The organism is uncultured Amaricoccus sp., from assembly GCF_937858865.1.
Lineage (GTDB): Bacteria > Pseudomonadota > Alphaproteobacteria > Rhodobacterales > Rhodobacteraceae > Amaricoccus.
The window spans coordinates 1-18,030 of the sequence record NZ_CALLYO010000272.1; the positions used below are offsets into that span (position 1 = coordinate 1).

The window sequence follows — 18,030 nt, forward strand, 5'->3', positions numbered from 1 at the left end:
CTCCCGGCCCGGCGGCGAGACCGAAGGCGGTCGCGGCCGCGGCGCCGACCACGAAGCAGCCCTCGAAGCCGAGATAGCCGAAGCCGGAACGCCACGCCACCACGGTCCCGAGCGCGATCAGCGCGAGCGGCGCCGCCTTGACCAGCGAGAAGCCGAAGCCCCGCCAGGTGCCGAACGCCTCGCCGAAGAGCGTGGCGAACGCATCGACGGGATTGGCGCCGACCATGGTGAAAAGCAGGCCGCCAAGCAGCAGCGCGGCGGCAAGGGAGAGGCCCACGCTAAGGAGAAAGATTCCGGGGCCGTCGGCCGGAGGGTTCCGGCGCTCGAGAAATCGCGACATCGCTCTATCCCACCTCAACGGGCCGGCGCCCGGCCATCATCAGCCCGATCGTCTCCGGGCTCGCCTCCCCCGCCGGCAGGATGCCGACGATGTGGCCTTCGAACATCACCGCGATCCGGTCGGCGAGGTTCAAGATCTCCTCCAGTTCCGCCGATATCAGCAGGATCGCCTTGCCGGCCGCCCGTTGCGCCAGCAGTTCCGCCCAGACGGTCTCGATCGCGCCGACATCGAGCCCGCGCGTCGGCTGCTCGACGACGAGCGCCATGGGCTCGCGCATGATCTCGCGGGCGAGGATCAGCTTCTGCAGGTTCCCGCCGGAAAGCTTGCCGGCGGGGAAGTCGAGCCCCGCGGCCCTGACCCCGAACCGGCGCACCAGCTTCGCCGCGTGGCGGTGGATCGCCGCGTCGTCGCGCACAAGGCCCCCGAGGCGCGCCAGTCGCCACTGGTCGCCGAGCGAGGCGTTGTCGGCGACAGAGAGCTCCGGCACAGAGCCGACGTGCCGCCGGTCGGCGGGAATATAGGCAAGCCCGAGTCCGCGACGCTCGGCGGTCGTCAGGCCGGAGATATCTGTCCCGTCGAGCCGGATCGCCCCCTGCTCGGCGTCGCGCAGGCCGAGCAGGGTCTGCGCGAGCTCGGGCTGCCCGTTCCCGTCCACGCCCGCGACGCCGAGGATCTCGCCCGCGTGCACGTCGAGGCTGACGTTGGAAAGCCGCAGCAGCCCGGCGCCGTCGTGCGCCGTGAGCCCCTCGACGCTCAGGACGGCCCGCCCGGGGCGCTGCGGGGTCCTGACCGCCTTCAGCTCCACGTCGCGGCCGACCATCAGGCGCGCCAGTTCCCGCTCGGAGGTCGCGGCCGTCTCGACGCACGCGGTGACGCGCCCGTCGCGCATCACCGTGACGCGCGAGGCGATGTCCATGATCTCGTGCAGCTTGTGGGTGACGATGATGACGGATCGCCCCTCGGCGGCGAGCGCCCGCAGGACGGCGAAGAGCCCGTCCTTCTCCTGCGGGGTAAGGACCGCCGTCGGCTCGTCGAGGATCATCAGGCGGGCGTCCCGATAGAGCAGCTTCAGGATCTCGACGCGTTGCTGCACGCCGATCGGCAGGTGCTCGATGAGCGCCGATGGATCGATGGCGAGGCCGTGCCGCTCCGAGAGCGCGCGCACCCGCGCCGACGCGCCGTCGAGGTCGAGCCTTCCGCCCAACCTGCCGCCGTCGAGGCCGAGCACGATGTTCTCGGCCACGCTCAGCGACCGGACCAGCATGAACTCCTGGTGGATCATGCCGATGCCGCGCCCGATCGCCTCGGTGGTGTCGATGAGCGGCACCGGCGCGCCGTCGAGCCGGATCTCGCCGGAATCCCGCTGGTAGAGCCCGTAGAGGATCTGCATCAGCGTGGATTTTCCCGCACCGTTCTCCCCGAGCAGCGCGTGGATTTCCCCGTGCTCCACGGCGAGGGAGACGTGATCGTTGGCGAGCACGCCCGGGAAGCGCTTGACGATCTCGCGCATCTCCAGATGGAAGGTCATCCCGCGGTTCCCGGGCGGCGCGCTACTTCAGCAGCGCGCCGACATCGATCCTGCGCGCGGCCACGTCGTTCCAGATCGGCATGAACTGCGCCCAGGTCTCGTCCGGGATCAACTCGGGATTGTGGTCCTTGCCCGGGCCCGCCTCGAGCAGCCACATCTGGTCGACCGTCGGCCGCCACTCGGCGCCGCCCTGGAAGCTGCCGCTGGCGACGCTCTCGGCCACCGTGGTCACCATGCCGGCGAGGTTCATGGCGAAGCTGGTGCCCATCGCCTTCGGCGCGAGCTCGGTCTGGTCCGAGTAGCAGCCGAGCACCTTGACGCCGGCCGTGTCCGCCGCCGCCTGAATGGCGCCGAGACCGGTCACGTCGGCCGCGTGCCAGATCACGTCCACGCCATTGCCGATCATCGTCGCGGCCGCCTGCTTGCCTTTCGCGGCGTCGTTGTAGTCGCCGGTGACGATGCCGAGCGCCTTCGTGCCGGGCGCCGTCTGCTCCGCACCGGCGACGAAGGCCTTCATCATGCTCTGCTGCGTCGGATTGTCCCCGCCGCCGACGAAGCCCACGCCCTTCTTCTCCGAGATCAGGGCCGCGAGGGCACCCGCCAGATAGGCCACGTCGAAATAGGCGAGGTCAGCATAGAGGATGTTCGACGGCACATCCGGCTGCGGCAGGAAGGACGACACGAAGAAGGCCGTCTCCGGATAGTCGGGCGCCACCTCGAGCAGCGGGCTGCCGAACTCGAAGCCATGACCGATGATCAGGCTGGCGCCGTCGTCGGCGTAGCCGCGGGCCACCTGCGGGATCTGCGCCTGGCTCACGTTCTCCGCATAGCCGATCCTGAAGCCGGGCTTGCCCTCCAGCAACTTCAGCCCTTCATAGGCGTGCTGACCCCATCCGCCGTCGGCGATGGCGCCCGAGAGCAGCAGCACGACGTAGGTCTCGTCGGCAGCCAGCGCCGGGCGGGCGAGGCTCGCGACCCCGGTGCAGGCGGCGAGGAGGTTGAACTGGCGTCGGGACATCTTCATGTCGGATCTCCAGGGATTGCCCGAACCGGGTGGCACGGGCTGGTGCCGAAAGGGGGTTGCAGAGCCTCGGTCGTCATTCAGCGGCGTCCGACACGCGCGAGAACTCCGGCGCGCGGGTCAGGTTGGTGAGCGGATAGCGCGCGGTCTCGGCGATCAGCACCGCCAGCGCATCGGCGGCGCGGTCGACGATCGTCCGTCCGAGATCGGCGCTCGCCGCAAGGGCGTTGCCGGCAGCGCCGGAAGGCTGCAGATCCTGCATCTGCCAGCCGAACCCGGTCTTTCCCTCTGCGCGCAGGATCGCATTCTCCCGTTCCACCCGGATCGAGGCGGACGGCCAGTCGCGTGCCTTCTCCATCGACACCAGCTTCGGGTGAAGGTGAAGCATCACGCTCGTCTCGATCGCTCCTGCGTGGATGCCATGGGCACATTCCGTCTCGTCGAAGAGATCGGAGAGGTCGACGCACTGGAACCAGGTGCAGGCGACCGCGAACATCCCCAGCCGGACCCGCGCCTCGCGGCAGACGATGTCGACGAGCTGCGGCTGCCCGCCGTGGGAGTTGAAGAAGATGATCCTGCGGCATCCGGCGCGACGCACGCTCTCGGCGATCTCGAACCAGACGCGCCCCAGCGTTTCGTAGGAAAGGCTGAGCGTGCCGGGAAAGGCCAGATGCTCGTTCGACTTGCCGACCGGAAGCGCCGGCAGCACCAGCGCCGGCACGCTTTCGGGAAGGCGCGACAGGGCTGCCTCGACGATCCCGCGGCTGATCGCGGCGTCGACCGACACCGGCAGGTGCGGCCCGTGCTGCTCGATCGCGGCGACCGGCTGCACCGCCACGAGCCCATCCATGTCGGCCGTCGCGAAATCGGCCGTGGAGAGATCGGCCCAGAAGCGCGAAGCCATCACGCCGCCTCCGACAGGGAGGCCGCGAGCTCGGCCTTGGCGATCTTGCCGGTCGGCGTCATCGGCAGCTCGGGGACGACGCGGATCGAGAGCGCCTCGATGTCGTAGGAGAGCCGCGGGGCGATCGCCGCCTTCATCGCCGCCTCCGCGAGCTCCGTTCCGTCGCCGAGAACCACGAAGGCCACGGGCCGGCGCCCGAGGAGCGGATGCGGCGCACCGACCAGCGCGGCCTGCCGCACGCCGGCGATCTGGCAGAGCGCCTCCTCGACGTCGCGGGGGAACCACAGGACGCCGTCGACCTCGATCAGCTCGGAGCGGCGCCCGCGCATGGTGACGTAGCCGTCGGCGTCGACGAAGCCGAGATCGCCGGTGCGCAGCCAGCCGCCGCGCGTCGCGTCCTCGGTCTTCTCCGGCTTGCCCCAGTAACCCTTCATGAAGCCGCCGGTCAGGATGATCTCGCCGATCCGGCCGGTCGGGACCGGACGGCCCTCGGCGTCGACGATCCGCACCTCCTTGTCGGGCAGCGGCGGACCGACCCGGACGATCGGTGCATCGGCGCTCGCGAGGTCAGGGAAGCCGAGCGCCATGAAGCCGCCGAGCTCGCTCTGGCCGAAGCTCTCCACCAGCGGCAGGCCGAGTTCGTCGCGCCACGCGGACTTGAGCGCCGGCGGCACCGGGCCGCCGCCGGAGAGGCCGTAGCGCAGCCGGCCCGGAGTCCGCCCCCGCGCGCGGCTTTCGACGAGCAGCTCCTCCAGGAAGGTGGGGTTCGCGACAAAGGCGCTCGCGTTCAGGCGCTCGATCGCCTCCCAGGCCGCCCCGGGCGACCAGCGCCCCATGACCGCGGTGCCGGCCCCGCGGGAGAGCGGCGGAAGCAGGTTGCCGACGAGCTGGTAGGAGCTCGAGAGCGCCGTCGGGCCGAAGGAGACGTCGGCCCGGGTGAGCCGCAACCTTTCGGCGATGCAGCGCGAGGCGCGGACCGTCGGCTCGTGGGCGAGGCAGGCCCCCTTCGGCTTGCCCGTGGTCCCCGAGGTGTAGGAGAGATGCGCGATCGCCCCCTCGTCGCCGGGATCCGCCGGCACGGGCAGCGCGGCCGCGAGCAGATCAGGCAGCGAGTGCGCGCCCTCCTGCGGACCGTCCATGCACACGAGGTGACGGATCGATGCGACCTCGGCAGCCGCGCGGCGCACCGGGTCGAGCATGTCGTGGGTATAGACGACCACCGTCGGCTGATGGTCCCCGAAGTAATAGACGAGCTCGTTCGCGAACTTGACGTTCACATGCGCCGAGATGGCGCCGAGGCGCCAGGCGCCGAGCATGGCGAGGAGATAGTCGAGACCGTTGTGCGCGACGATCGCAACCCGGTCGCCCGGCCGCACCCCGAGCGACGCCAGGCCGCCCGCCATGCGCATCATCATGTCCACGGACTGCGCGTAGGTCAGCGACCGATCGCGGTCGACCCAGGTCAGCGCCGTGGTGTCCGGATGTCGCTCCGCGCCGTCGAGGAGGAGCTGATGCATGAGCATGGTGAGCATTCCCGTCCTGTTGGTTCAGGATGATTGCACCTGCCCCGGCACCGCGAAAGAGTACCCCGGCCTATGAAGCCGATAGGCGAATGGTTATGAACGCCCGGCTTCCGATCGCCGCCGCCCGATGGTCCGGCGCGCCTCGTCGCGGCCGAAGCTCTCGATTCCGCCCGCGACCTCGCGAACCAGCCCCCGCAGCCACCGATTGCAGCCGGACTCCTGCAGCCGCTCGTGCCAGAGCATGTAGAAGGCCATCTGCCCGAGCTCGGGCGGCGCCGCGAGCAGCCTGAAGCTCATGGAGCTCGCAAGATGTTCGGCGAACGGACGACCGGTCGTGAACACGAGATCGGTACGGGCGAGTACCAGTGGGGCGACCGTGTATTCCGGCACGGTGACGGCGATCTGCCGTTTGAGTTGCAGCGCCCGCAGCTTTCCGTCGATAGGGCTCATGAGCGCGTGGGCGACCGGCGACGGTGAGAGATGCGACAAGGTCAGGTAGGTTTCCATGTCGAGGCCCGGCCGGTGCGCCAGCGGGTGCGACGGCCGCACCATGCAGACGATGTCGGTCGTCATCAGCGGCGCATAGCGCAGCGTCTCGGGTGGCGTCGGCCAGTTGGCGATGACGAGATCGATCTGCCCTTCCTCCAGCGCCTGCATCAGCTCCGAGTCCGTGCGCATGGCGCAGTATTCGACCGTCATGCCCGGCGCCCTCTCGCGGATGAGCTGCGACAGCGCCGGCAGGAAGAACGGATTGAAGCAGTTGGCCGCGATCACGCGCAGATGCCGCCTGGACGCCCCGGGGTCGAAGTCTTCCGGCCGCACGACCGCCCTCATCGTCTCCAGCATCGCCTCGACCACCGGGACCAGGTCGTTGCCGCGCTCGGTGAGCACCATGCGGGCGCCGCTGCGCACCAGCAGCGGATCGGAGAATATCTCGCGCAACTTCCGGAGGTTTGCGCTGACGGAGGGCTGGCTGTGCTCGAGAACGCCGGCGACGTGGGAAACGCTTCGATGCGTCAGCAGAAGCTGAAGAACCCTCAGCAGCCGGAAATCCAGCTCGGTTTGCCATTGATTGTTCATCGGCATGAACTCCGCACCGTGGCCGCGGCAGAAGGTTCGAGGACCGCGCCCGCGCCGGTCAAGCGATCAGGCATGCGACGACGGACCGGCTGCGACGGACCGGCTGCGCTCCCCATGTATCAAAAGGGCCGCCGGACTCGACAACACATCATCATGATGATGATGACCACGGCCTTCAGCCGCAGGCCCCCACGTGGCCGCAGGAGGTGCAGAAGTCGCAGCCGTCGCGGCGGATCAGCGTCGGATGGCCGCATTCGGGGCAGGTGCGCCCGCTCACCTGCACCGGACCCGCCCCCGGCCCCGCCCCCGGCGCCGGCGCGTCGGTCCAGAGCATCGCCGAGCCCGCCGCCGGATAGCCGTCCCGGTCGAGCACCCCCAGCATCTCGTAGCGGTGGATGAGGAGCCGCGCCACATAGGCGAGCGTCGAGGGCTGCACCGCCTGCTTCTCGCTCCCCGGCTGCCGGGCGAAGAAATCCCCCTGCGCCTCCGGCAGGTCCTTGAGCCCGCGCAGCTTCTTGCCGATCCAGGCCGGGTCGATCACCCGCATGTCGAGGCTGAGCGACTTCGTCAGCCCGTTGAACTCCATCGGATAGGCCCCTGACAGCCAAACGGAAAACGGCCGCTTCGACCCGTCCGGCAGCAGGCACTCCTTCACGAACATCGCGAAGTCGTCGCCGGTCCCCGGGTTCAGGATGTCGACCGTCCAGGAGAGCGTCCCGTCCACCCCCGACTTCGGCTCCTTGCGCGAGAACATCGCGTCGACCAGCGGCGTCTCCCCCTCCTCGCCGTCGAAGACCCCGAGCGCCCGGCAGCGGTACTCGACCACCTTGGCGAAGGCCGAGACGTTGCCCATGACCGGCACCGCCGCCCCGTCCGGCGGCATCGCCACGGTGAACGGCGTCCCCGGCGTCTTGGCCAGGCTGTCGAGCTTCAGCTTCAGCCAGGCCCGGTCCTGCGCCCGCATGTCCATCGAGAGGTTCTTCGCCAGCGCCGCCAGCCCGCGCGGCGTCTTCTCGCCGTTGACCCAGACCTCGAACGGATGCCGCCCGCCGTTCTCCACATGCCCGACGAAGACCGCGAAGCGGTTTTGCGCCTCGAGCATGTAGGTCCAGGACGGCGAGCCCGCGGTCAGCTTCGGCCGGTGCGGCCAGCGCAGCGCCGCCAGCGCCACCTGCGGCGCATCGGCGATGCGGATGCGCCGGTCGGGCTCGGACTGGTCGAGATCCTGCGGCGCCTCGACCGAGAGCACCGCGCCGAGCACGCTGTTCGGCCGGTAGGTGGTGATCCCCTTCAGCCCGGCCTTCCACGCCTCGAGATAGAGGTCCTCGAAGGCCTCGAACGGATAGGCCTCGGGCACGTTCACCGTCTTCGAGATCGCCGCGTCGATGAAGGGCTGGATCGCCGCCTGCATCGCCATATGGTCGCGCGCCGAGATCTCGAGCGCGTTCACGAAGGCCGGCGGCAGCTCGGTCCCGCCCCGCGCCCGCCACAGCCGCCAGGCATGGTCCTCGACCCGGTACTCGCGCATCGACCCGTCCGGCTCGCGCTTCCTGCGGGTGTAGAACCAGGAATAGGCCGGCTCGATGCCGTTCGAGGCATTGTCGGCGAAGGCGAGGCTGATCGTCCCGGTCGGCGCGATCGACAGCAGGTGGCTGTTGCGCAGCCCATGCGCCCGGATCTCGGCGCGGATCTCCTCCGGCAGCCGCCGGGCGAAGCCGGACTCGAGGTACTTCTCCGCCTCGAACAGCGGAAAGGCCCCCTTCTCCCCCGCCAGCGCCACGCTCGCCCGGTAGGCCGCGTCGCGCATTTGCCGCGTCAGCTCCGCCGCCACCTCGCGCGCCTCGGCGCTGTCGTAGCGCAGCCCCATCAGGATCAGCGCGTCACCGAGCCCGGTGAAGCCGAGCCCGACCCGCCGCTTGCTCGCCGCCTCGCGCGCCTGCTCGGGCAGCGGCCAGACCGTGGCCGTCAGCACGTTGTCGAGCATCCGCACCGCCACCGCGACCGTCGCCTCGAAACGGTCGTGGTCGAAGCCCGGCGCCGCGCCGAACGGGTCGGTGACGAAGCGGGCGAGGTTGATCGAGCCGAGGCAGCAGCAGCCGTGGTCCGGGATCGGGATCTCCCCGCAGGGATTGGTCGCCTCGATCCGCTCGGCATAGTGCAGGTTGTTCTCGGCATTGATCCGGTCGAGGAAGAGCACCCCGGGCTCGGCCGCCTCGTAGGTGTTGCGCATGATCGCCGACCAGAGCTCGCGCGCCCGGATCGTCGCATAGACCCAGAGCCCGTCGCCCCGCTGGTGCGCGCCGCCGGCGATCTGCGCCACCCCCGGCTCGGCCTGGTGCACCAGCTCGAAGGTGCCGTCCGCCTCGACCGCCTGCATCAGCGCGTCGGTCACGCCGACCGAGATGTTGAAGTTGTTGAGCTTGCCCGCCTGTCGCTTGGCGCTGACGAACTCCATGATGTCCGGATGGTCGCAGCGCAGCACCCCCATCTGCGCCCCGCGGCGGGCGCCGGCCGATTCCACGGTGGCGCAGGACTGGTCGAAGACGTGCATGTAGCTGATCGGCCCCGAGGCCGAGCTGTCCGTCCCGCTCACCCGCGCCCCGCGCGGCCGGATCGCCGAGAAGTCGTAGCCGACCCCGCCGCCGCGGCGCATCGTCTCCGCCGCCTCGCGCAGCGCGATGTAGATGCCGGGCTTGCCGTCGACGGTCTCCGAGACCGAATCGCCCACGGGCTGCACGAAGCAGTTGATGAGCGTGACGTCGCGGATCCCCGAGCCCGCCGCCGAATTGATCCGCCCGCCCGGAATGAAGCCGTCCTCGAGCGCCTTCAGGAACGCGCCCTCGTGCGCCGCCGGATCGGCCTCCACCGCCGCCAGCGCCCGCGCGACACGTTGCCGCACCGCCCGCGCCGCCTCCGGGCCGTCGAGATCGCGCTCGACGCCCTTGGCGTATTTTTCGCGCAGCACGTCGAGGCTTACCTCCTGCCAGGGCAGGGGTGCGAGCCTGGTCTCGAGGCGCGGGTCGGGCTTGTTCATGGCAGGGGCTCGCTGCGCTGGACGACGTCGTGAAAGCCGCATATGTTGCGTGACAGCGGCCCTCAATATCTAGCGCTAGACATGCATCTTCTCAAGCTTTGCGTCGGCGCCGACGGCGTCGAGGATCTCGCCTCCTGGCAGGCGGAGCGTATCGCCGAGCGCCGGGCGGCCGGCCTCGACCCCTTCGCCTACCATGTCACCCGCATGTGGCCGCGGCGCGCCGACGAGCTCCTGGCCGGCGGCTCGCTCTACTGGGTCTTCAAGGGCTACGTCCTCGCCCGGCAGCGCATCCTCGGCCTCGAGCCGCGCCGCGGCGAGGACGGGATCGAGCGCTGCGCCATCCGCCTCGACCCCGAGGTGGTGCGCACCGTGCCGCAGCCGCGCCGCCCGTTCCAGGGCTGGCGCTACCTCCGCCCCGAGGACGCGCCCCGCGACCTCATGCCGGCGGGCGCCGGCGACGTGCCGCCCGAGCTCGCCGCCGAGCTCGCCCTGTTCGGAGTGCTCTGACATGCGCCTCGCCCCTGCCCTCGGCGCCGCTCTCGCGCTCCTGCTGGCGCTGCCGGCCGCCGCCGCCCAGGGCAGCAAGTACGACTACGACGCGCTCGGCAGCGAATTCTGCCGCGTGACCCTCGCCGGCGACATGGCCGGCCTGCGGCCGCTGATCAGCGACGACCTCGCGCGGGCGATCGAGGCGGCGGCCGCGCGGGCGCGGGTCCTGCCGCCGCAGACCCTCTTCCAGAGCTACACCAACCCCGTGCCGCTCTGCGAGGCGCACACGCGCAACGCCGCGCTGGTCGAGATCCGCCGCAGCGGCCCCGGCGGCGGCCCGGCCTGGAGCGAGTATCTGGTGATCGTGCCGCAGCTCGACGGCACCAACCGGGTCGACGACATCCTCTTCGCCACCCGCCGCAGCGACACGCTCCGCAGCCGCCTCGCGGTATTCGCCAGCGGCGGCTGACGAGCGCCCTCTCCGGACCTACCGGCCAAAGACACTCGGCATCTCGCGCTCCACCGGCGCGTTGAAGAGCTTGCGCTGGAGCTCCTCGATCCGGGCGTCGACGATGTCGGAGGCATGCGCCTCGTCCGCCTCGATCGTGGCGATCTGCGCCTCGATCGCCGACCGGGTCGACAGCAGCTGCGTCTCCGCCTGGCGGAAGAAGAGGTCATCGAACATCTCGACCGAGAAGGTCTCGCGGTACTTCTCCCGCATCGCCAGGTTATGGGAATAGTAGTCGAGCGCCCGGTCGTAGGCGCCGCTGAGGGTGTCGAGGACGACGAGCGTGCGCTCCTCCCAGTCGGCCTGCTGCGCGGCGACCTGCGCCGTCTCCCAGTCGGCGAAGTTGGTGGGCGGCGGCGCATCGGCGGGCGCCTCGGTCAGCTCGGGCTTCTCGATCCCGTCGAGCAGGGCGGCGATCTTCGTCCCCTCCGGCACCGCATCCGAGAAGCCGAACGCATCGCGATCGCGCACCCGCTGCCGGACGAAGTTGAAGAACTCGATGACGACGAGGCCCATCTCCTTGACGAGGTCGCGCCGCTCGGCGTTCTCGCCGCTGAAGAAGAAGACCTTCTGCATCGAGAGCACCTCGTCGAACGCCCGCGCCGCCACGTCGCGGTGGATGAAGTCGCCGAGCTCCTTCGCGGCCGACTTCGGCACCCGGTCGGCGATCTGCGCGAAGGCCGGCTGGGCGAACCTGTGGAAGAGATAATAGGCCTGATGCTCGTCGAGGACATGCAGCCCGGAATAGCGCAGCCCCTGGTAGGTCGTGCTCGGATTGTCGGCGACGGTCCCGGTGGAGCGCAGCACCTCCACGACGAAGTCGTCGCCGATGAAGCGCGCCCCCGCCACGTAGCCCCCGACGGCGACCGTCCGCCGCGTCGGGGTGGCCTCGCGGTCGAGCACGTTGTTGGCCTCGAGGTAGAGCAGCCAGACCGCGAGCTCCATCGGGGCGACGAAGGCCTCGAGGCTGGCGAGCATCGTCTCCGACAGGTCGATCGTGTCGAAGAGGTTGTTCTCGATCTCCTCCAGCACGAGGATCGTCTCGAACGCCTCCAGCACCTCGTCCTCGTCCACCGCCTCGACGATGGCGCGGAGCTGGGCGTGGTGCAGTATGACGTCGAGCTTCAGCGACTCGCACTCGCGGGTGATGTCCGCCAGCGCCCCGGTCGTGGTGAAGGCCGCCGTCAGGTCGGCTGCCCCGCCGGGCGGCGGCGGCGCGAAGGCCTCCGGATACTGCTTGAGCGCCAGCAGCGAGAAGGCGCGCACCCCGGACTTGCCGGCGTCCACATGGTGGGCGTAGTCGGCGATCAGCGCGGCGAGCTTGCCGCCGACCTTCGCCGCCTCGAGGTCCTGGAACTGCGGCGCGACCGTCTCGAACGGCACCTGCGCCGCCACCAGTTCCTGGACGTGGAACTCGCGGTTGCGGTCCATGTGGAAGATTTTGCGGCGGATCTCGGCCAGCTCGGCCGCGGTCGCCTTGTCGGCCACCTTCCGCTCGCGCCAGGCCGCCCGCTCGGCCGCCCGGTTCGGCCCGCGCTGCCGCGGCGCCTGAAGCTGGTCGAGCAGCCGCTGCTCCGACCGCGCGAGATCGGCCCGCGCCTCGTCGACGATGCTCCGCGCCCGCCGGGTCAGCGCGATCCGGTGCGTGCGGCGGGGGGCGCGCACCGCCGTCTTGATGTTGCTGAGCAGCAGCGCCCCGGCGCCGGCGACCACCGGAGCCGCCGCCGTGACCCCGACCAGGATCGCCGCCTCGACCGCCAGCGCGAAGAAGAGCTCGGCCATGACCGCGCCGAAGGTGACCGGCTTGCCCTGCTCGATCTCCTTCATCCGCGCCTCGAGGCTGTAAAGCCGCACGTCCTGCACGTTGTTGAGCGCGATCGCGGCGAGCTTCTCGAGCAGGTCGAGCTGGAAGGCGGTATGCTCGCGCATCGTGTCGATGCCGTTGAGCAGGAACGCCTTCAGGATCCGCCCGTGGTCCTTCTCCGGCGCCTCGGCGATGGCGCCGAAGAGCTCCGAGATCATGTCGAACTCGAAGCTCTCCTCCGCGGCGGCCTCGGCCATCAGGCCGGCCTCTGCTCGGCGGCGAAGAGGGCGGCGATCGCCTCCTCCTGCCCGTCGATCTCCTCCTCGCTCGGCAGCTCGGCCGGCGCCTCCGGGCCGGCCGCGGCGAAGCTGCACTCGAATTCCGGCAGCCCCGGCTCCTCGCGCAGGTAGACGAAGCTCGTCGGCAGCTTCACCTCCCACGGCTCGCCGACCGGCGTCCCGTCGCCCTTCTCGAGCTGGACCGACGCATGCAGCTCCTCGAGCAGCGACAGGTGCGCGTCGTCGTCGAAGGCCGGCAGCTCGCCGCCCGCCCAGATCATGTTGGTGCGCAGGAAGTAGAGCACCGAGCGCTCGTAGCTCGGGCGCAGCGGCACGACGACGCGCGCATAGCCCGCCCGCAGGAACTGGTCGAACAGCGCGTCGCCCGTCTCCACCTCGCGGAACAGATGGTGCCAGCGCTCGCGGTCGGTCCAGAAGTAGGGGTAGAGCTTGTAGGTGATCATCTCCCACTCGAAGGCCTCCTCGAAGAAGGAGGCCGTCACCCCGTTGACGTTGTTCGCCTGCCAGTTCGGGATGCCGAACAGCCCGGCGAGGTTGATCTCCAGCCGCCCGTCCGGCAGCTCGTTCAGCCGGCGCGGCAGCTCCGAGAAGGCGGTGTGCCGCGTCAGCACGTCGATGCTGTGCTTGCGCAGCTCCTCGGCCTCGACCCGCCGGTAGGTCTCCTCCCGCGGCTGCACCTTCAGCGCGCCGATCTGGCTGTCCCGGGCGATCTCGGCCTGATCGAGCGCCTGCTCGTAGGCCTGGCGCTTGTTCTCGTAGCCCCCGAGGATCTTGGCGTAGGTGTCGATCTGCCACTGCTCGAGCGTCGCGTCGTTGCGCTGCATCCGGTAGAGCAGGTTGAAGTAGAGCTTGCCCTCGTACTCCGCGCCGATGGTGATCGGGATCACGCCTTCCAGCGGCTCCGGCGCGGCGTGCCAGGCGTCGAACCGGCCGGTGCTGACCATGATGTCCTTGTCGTTGTCCGCCCCGTCGTTGTGGGTGACGTAGTAGCAGGTGACGCCGAGCACGTTGACGAGCAGCGTGTTCACGTCGCCCGACGTGTTGGAGAAGCCGACCGTCGTGTAGTAGCCGTACTTCACGTCCGGGTTGCTGCCGTTCTTGTCCGGCCGGGCCACCTCGACCAGCGGGATGTTCGCCTGCCATTCGACCAGGTGATAGCCCTGGTCGATGGCGACGCTGTCGATCGTCCGGGCGAGCGTCGGCTCGTTGTGGTCCTGGCGGCTGTCGTCGGCCGTGCCCTGGTCGGCGTCGGGATGGGCGATGCCCTTGCCCTTGACCAGGAACTGCGGCGGCGGCGGCGCGATGTCGGTCACGTCGTAGGCGGCGGCGAGCGTGGCGTAGTTGCCCTCGGTGACGTCGCGGTAGCTGCGGATCGGCGAGGCGCGGTCGCGCGGATGCACCGGCGGATCGAGCTCGGCCAGCGCCTCGCGCTCGATCAGCTTGTCGATGTCGCGCAGGAAGAAGGCCGGCTCCGGCACCAGGAACTGCAGGAACAGCCGCTTGCCGTAGTCGAAGAGCTGGGCGTTGTAGCGTTTCGACACCCACTGGTAGATGCCGCGGATGTGGGTCGTGCCCTCGCTGTTGTTGAAGCCGTGCAGCGCGGTCCTGACCGACTCGGTCACCACCGTCACGCTCTTGACCTCGCTGACCGCCTCGCGGACCCGCTTGCTCGCCTCCTCGGTGATGGTCTTGGCGTATTCCTGCGAGGTGGAATACGAGCTGTCCTTCGACGAGGTATAGGAGGCGTTGGCGCTGATGCTGGCCGAGAAGGTCGGCGCGCGGTAGGACGCGCTGACGTTGCCGCTGACCGAGGCCTGCTGGCTCTGCGCCTCCTGCGACTGCACCGTCAGCGAGAAGCGCTCGTCGACCTTGGTCGACTTCGTCTCCTCGGTCTCGCGCTCGAACGAGGTCTCCGTCGTCTCCGTCGTCCGGTTCGTGTCGCGGGTGCTGAACTCCTTGCGCTCCCGCGCCATGATGTTCTCGATCTGCGCGATCTCGTCCGCGGTGTAGCCGCAGAGCTGCTGCTCGACCACGAGCAGGTCGCCGACGCTGACCGGCGCGAGGCAGCTGCGCAGGAACGGCCGGTAGTGGATGCAGCGGGTGATCGGGTCGAGGTCGTCGTCGCCGCCGAAGATCGGCTGCAGGCGCTCGAGCGGCGGCAGCGAGACCTGGCCGATCTCCGGCCGGCCGGCCGCGGCCGCGGCGTCGGAGGCGCCGCTGCCCGCGGCGGTGCGGCTGCGCGCGGCCTTGCGTGGTTGCTTCATGCTTGCACTCCCGGATCGCCGCCTCAGACGAGGCGCGTGTAGGCGAGGAGGTTGCCGGGCAGCATCGCCTCGTAGCCGTCGAAGTCGAAATAGGGCCAGGTCTCCGGCGCGGGGGTCTTCAGATTCTCCAGCCGCAGCACCGTCAGCACGTGCAGCGCCCGGATCGCGTCGATCAGGTGATTGGTCTCGACCTGGTGGATCCCGGCCATCACCGCCGTGGCGTAGAGCGAGTCCCAGATCGTCGCATACTGGAGGAGCATCGCCAGCGCCGTTGCGGGCGACGGGGCGCCGCCGTGGAAGAACTGCGTCTGCGCGAGCGCCGGCACCCGCTCCTCCAGCAGCGCGATCAGCTCGGCGAGGTTCGCCCCCTCGGTCCGGCTGCCGTCGCGCCGCACCACCGGGCCGCGCAGCTCCTCGCGCAGCGCCTCGACCGCCGCCTCGAAGCGGAAGCGGTAGTAGCGCTCGACGGTGAAGAAGAGCGGCCCCGACAGCAGCGTCCGGGCGAGCAGGACCTTCTCGCGGTAGACGTCCGCGGCAACGACCTGCGCGCGGAACGGGGCGAACGCCCCCGTCCGCAGGTCCCTGATGTAGCGCAGCCGCTTGATCCGCTGCCGGATGCGCTCCGGCTGGCGAAGCGTGATGAACTCCAGCGTCGTCTCCGACACGCTCCCACCTCCGGCGGCCCCACATGTGCACCATGCTGATAGCGCGCGCCGGTCACCGATCGGTAACGCCACCCGCCACCGGGTCAGAGTTCCGTCAGCGCCTCGAGCGCGCGCGCCTCGCCCGAGCGGCCGAGCGCGCGGGCGGCGGCCTCGGCGCATTCGACCAGCGTCTCGTCGTAGCCGAAGCAGCGCACCGCATCGCGCACGTTGACGAGCACCGCCTCGTGCTCGTTCGCCGCCAGCCGCGCCTCCGCATCCTGCACGGCGATCCGCGCCGCCAGCGCGGCGAGGTGCTGGCCGTAGAGCAGCAGTTCGGGATGCCCGGCCGCCTGCGGCCCGCCGAAGCCCGCCGGATGCAGCCGGAGCGCCGCCTGCAGCGCGTCGCCGCCCGGCTTGCCGGCGGCGAGCGCCTCGAGCTCCCAGGCGTCGACCGCGATCCGCGCCGCATCGAGCGCCACCCGGTCGGTGCCGACCCGGACGGCGGCGGCGTCGCCGATCAGCTGCCGCAGCCGGTAGACCGCCGACTTCAGCCGCTTGCGCCCGGCCGGCAGGTCCACCTCCGGCCACAGCCGGTCGACGAGCTCCTCCGTCGGCACCCCGCGGCCGCCGGCCGACACCAGATGCAGCGCGAGCCGCGCCGGCACCCGCTGCGACTTGCCCGGCGGCAGCCGCGAGGCCCCGCCCTCGACGATGTCGAAGGTGCCGAGCGTCAGCAGCCGCACCGCCCCCCCGCCGCCCACGTCGAGCCCGAGCGAGCCCGCGAGCTCCGCCACATACTCCGGCTCGATGCCATGCCGCGCCGCCAGCCCGAGCAGCGCCGCCATCTCCCCTCGCCGCAGGTAGGGATGCACCATCAGCCGCTCGGCCGCGCCCACCGCCAGCGCCGGCCGCAGGTAGCGCAGCGCCCGCGCCGGACGCGCCGCCGCCAGCGCCGCCCCGCGCAGCAGCGCCATGAACGAGATGATCCGGCTCCGCTGCGCCCGCGCCGCCCGCCGGCAGTCGCGCATCCACCGCCGCGCCTCGCCCGCCCGGCCGAGCGCCGGCAGCACGCCGGCGATGGCCAGCCCGTAGTAGAGCGGCGACAGCGCGAAGCCGTGCGCCACCGCCAGCCGGTGCGCCGCCTCGAAATGCCCGAGCGCCGCCTGCGGCCGCCCGGCCAGCCACTGCCGGTAGCCGAGGAAGTTCTCCTGGATCGCCACGAAGTTCGGGTTCGACTGCGCCCCCAGCCGCTCGGCGAGCAGCGCGAGCCCGCCGTCGAGCCGCGCCCCGTCCTCGAGCGACGCCGCCCGGTAGAGCGCCGCATTGATCATCGTGACGTCCCAGAACCCCTGCCCGTGCCGCGCGGTGGCGGCGAGCCCCTGCTCCAGCGCCGCGAAGACGGCGGCGCTGCGCGGCTCGAAGATGCTGAGGAACTCGGTCGTCGCCACCAGCCGGGTGCAGACGTCGGCGAGCGGCGCGTTCGCGGCCCCGAACAGATGGTCGAGCCGCGTCCGCACCTGCTCCGCCTTCCAGCGTGCCCCCTCGCCCCAGCAGTAGCGGAAGAAGAGATGGATCCCCCGCCGCACCGCCTCGTGCCGCGGCGCCGGCTCGAAGAAGGCGGCGAGGCTCTGCGCCTCCCAGGCGGGGAAGTCCGGATGCGCCGGGTCGCGGATCGAGAGCGCCGCCACCGCGCCGCGCGCCAGCAGCGCCTGCTGCCCCTGCCGCTCGGCCACCGCCGCCAGCGCCGGCAGCCGCGCCAGCAGCGGATCGGCCAGGCCGCACTCGCGCCACTCGAGCCACACCCCGTCGGCGCAGGCGGTCCAGAGCGGCACGAGCAGCGCCTCCTCGCCCGGGTCGCCCCGGGCGAGCGCCGCCTCCAGCGCCGCCTCGAGCAGCACCCGCGCCCGCGGCGGGTCGAGGTTCAGGAGCGAGACCCCGTACCAGTAGCTCGCCGCCACGCTCGCCTCCCGCACCGCCTCCGGCATCGGCTCGAGCGCCGCCAGCAGGATGCCGAAGTCCCCGGCATCGGCCAGCGTCGGCCCCACCGCGTCGAGCGCCGCCACCAGCGCCTCCCACGCTCCCGCCTGCGACAGGAGCGACAGGCCGCGCCGCAGCGCGCCGCGCCCGATCAGCGCCGCCGCCGCGCGCGTGCGCAGCACCCTGTCCTCCTCCGCCTCCGCCCCCCAGCGCTGGCGCACCGCCGCCTTCAGCAGATCGTGCATCTGCACCCGCCCGGCGCCGTCGACCGACAGGAACAGCACCGACCGCGCGAGCGCCCGCACCTCGCCCGCCGGCAGCGGCGCCCGCAGCGCCGCCCCGGCGATCTCGAGGTCGAGCCCGTCGAGCGGCAGCAGCCGGCGCAGCAGCCGCCCCTCGGCCGGGTCGAGCGCCCCGAGCAGCTCGGCATCGATCAGGTCGACCATCCCCGCCTCGTCGGGCAGCGCCCGGGCGCAGGCCCTCCCGTGCCGCAGCAGCATCCGCGCGCCCAGCATCCAGCCGCGCGACGCGGCGATCAGCGCCCGGGGCGTCCAGCCGCGGGCGCCCTCCGCCACGCCCAGCCCCACCGCACCGCCGGCGCCGATGGCGACACCC

12 protein-coding genes and 1 pseudogene are annotated in these 18,030 nt (G+C 71.1%); 2 read left to right on the plus strand and 11 right to left on the minus strand.

Features of this window, described 5'->3' with window-relative positions; translation table 11 throughout:
• The 7 genes and pseudogenes from Q0112_RS07665 to Q0112_RS07695 form a co-directional block, all read right to left on the minus strand.
• Positions 1–277, minus strand: a pseudogene (locus Q0112_RS07665) (ABC transporter permease); the annotation flags it as partial.
• A gap of 67 nt (positions 278–344) precedes the next feature.
• A complete protein-coding gene (locus tag Q0112_RS07670; protein WP_297973522.1) occupies positions 345–1,868 on the minus strand; it encodes an ABC transporter ATP-binding protein in 1,524 nt (507 codons plus the stop codon).
• Between the two features lie 22 nt (positions 1,869–1,890).
• The gene (locus Q0112_RS07675; protein WP_297973525.1) at positions 1,891–2,892 is read right to left on the minus strand and encodes a BMP family protein; all 1,002 of its coding nucleotides are present in this window, start codon (positions 2,890–2,892) and stop codon (positions 1,891–1,893) included.
• 73 nt (positions 2,893–2,965) lie between these two features.
• Positions 2,966–3,793 carry a creatininase family protein gene (locus Q0112_RS07680; protein ID WP_297973528.1) on the minus strand — a complete coding sequence of 276 codons (828 nt, stop codon included), beginning with the start codon at positions 3,791–3,793 and terminating at the stop codon, positions 2,966–2,968.
• Positions 3,793–5,316 (minus strand): class I adenylate-forming enzyme family protein, encoded by a 1,524-nt coding sequence (locus tag Q0112_RS07685; protein ID WP_297973531.1) that lies wholly within the window; start codon positions 5,314–5,316, stop codon positions 3,793–3,795. The genes Q0112_RS07680 and Q0112_RS07685 overlap by 1 nt, the downstream gene beginning before the upstream one ends.
• Positions 5,317–5,409: 93 nt before the next feature.
• Positions 5,410–6,402, minus strand: coding sequence for a LysR family transcriptional regulator (locus tag Q0112_RS07690; RefSeq protein ID WP_297973533.1), 993 nt, complete (start codon positions 6,400–6,402; stop codon positions 5,410–5,412).
• Between the two features lie 169 nt (positions 6,403–6,571).
• Positions 6,572–9,430, minus strand: coding sequence for an adenosylcobalamin-dependent ribonucleoside-diphosphate reductase (locus tag Q0112_RS07695; protein WP_297973534.1), 2,859 nt, complete (start codon positions 9,428–9,430; stop codon positions 6,572–6,574).
• Between the two features lie 81 nt (positions 9,431–9,511).
• On the opposite strand from Q0112_RS07695, the gene Q0112_RS07700 reads away from it, so the two are divergent.
• Positions 9,512–9,937, plus strand: coding sequence for a DUF1489 domain-containing protein (locus Q0112_RS07700; RefSeq protein ID WP_297973537.1), 426 nt, complete (start codon positions 9,512–9,514; stop codon positions 9,935–9,937).
• 1 nt (position 9,938) lies between these two features.
• Positions 9,939–10,388 carry a hypothetical protein gene (locus Q0112_RS07705; protein WP_297973539.1) on the plus strand — a complete coding sequence of 150 codons (450 nt, stop codon included), beginning with the start codon at positions 9,939–9,941 and terminating at the stop codon, positions 10,386–10,388.
• A gap of 18 nt (positions 10,389–10,406) precedes the next feature.
• On the opposite strand, the gene Q0112_RS07710 is transcribed toward Q0112_RS07705, so the two are convergent.
• From Q0112_RS07710 to Q0112_RS07725, 4 genes are all read right to left on the minus strand, one after another.
• Complete coding sequence (locus tag Q0112_RS07710; protein ID WP_297973541.1) at positions 10,407–12,488, minus strand: hypothetical protein; 2,082 nt, start codon at positions 12,486–12,488, stop codon at positions 10,407–10,409.
• On the minus strand, positions 12,488–14,794 hold the full coding sequence (locus Q0112_RS07715; protein WP_297973543.1) for a hypothetical protein: 2,307 nt from the start codon (positions 14,792–14,794) through the stop codon (positions 12,488–12,490). Before Q0112_RS07715 ends, Q0112_RS07710 begins: the two co-directional genes overlap by 1 nt.
• Before the next feature lie 23 nt (positions 14,795–14,817).
• The gene (locus Q0112_RS07720; protein WP_297973546.1) at positions 14,818–15,459 is read right to left on the minus strand and encodes a hypothetical protein; all 642 of its coding nucleotides are present in this window, start codon (positions 15,457–15,459) and stop codon (positions 14,818–14,820) included.
• Positions 15,460–15,542: 83 nt separating this feature from the next.
• Positions 15,543–18,030 (minus strand): hypothetical protein (locus tag Q0112_RS07725; protein WP_297973549.1); only part of this gene is annotated, 2,488 nt, incomplete at its 5' end.

Coding starts and splice junctions, on each gene's coding strand:
- Q0112_RS07670 (WP_297973522.1), bottom strand. CDS start 1,868: ATGACCTTCCATCTGGAGATGCGCGAGATCGTCAAGCGCTTCCCGGGC.
- Q0112_RS07675 (WP_297973525.1), bottom strand. CDS start 2,892: ATGAAGATGTCCCGACGCCAGTTCAACCTCCTCGCCGCCTGCACCGGG.
- Q0112_RS07680 (WP_297973528.1), bottom strand. CDS start 3,793: ATGGCTTCGCGCTTCTGGGCCGATCTCTCCACGGCCGATTTCGCGACG.
- Q0112_RS07685 (WP_297973531.1), bottom strand. CDS start 5,316: ATGCTCATGCATCAGCTCCTCCTCGACGGCGCGGAGCGACATCCGGAC.
- Q0112_RS07690 (WP_297973533.1), bottom strand. CDS start 6,402: ATGCCGATGAACAATCAATGGCAAACCGAGCTGGATTTCCGGCTGCTG.
- Q0112_RS07695 (WP_297973534.1), bottom strand. CDS start 9,430: ATGAACAAGCCCGACCCGCGCCTCGAGACCAGGCTCGCACCCCTGCCC.
- Q0112_RS07700 (WP_297973537.1), top strand. CDS start 9,512: ATGCATCTTCTCAAGCTTTGCGTCGGCGCCGACGGCGTCGAGGATCTC.
- Q0112_RS07705 (WP_297973539.1), top strand. CDS start 9,939: ATGCGCCTCGCCCCTGCCCTCGGCGCCGCTCTCGCGCTCCTGCTGGCG.
- Q0112_RS07710 (WP_297973541.1), bottom strand. CDS start 12,488: ATGGCCGAGGCCGCCGCGGAGGAGAGCTTCGAGTTCGACATGATCTCG.
- Q0112_RS07715 (WP_297973543.1), bottom strand. CDS start 14,794: ATGAAGCAACCACGCAAGGCCGCGCGCAGCCGCACCGCCGCGGGCAGC.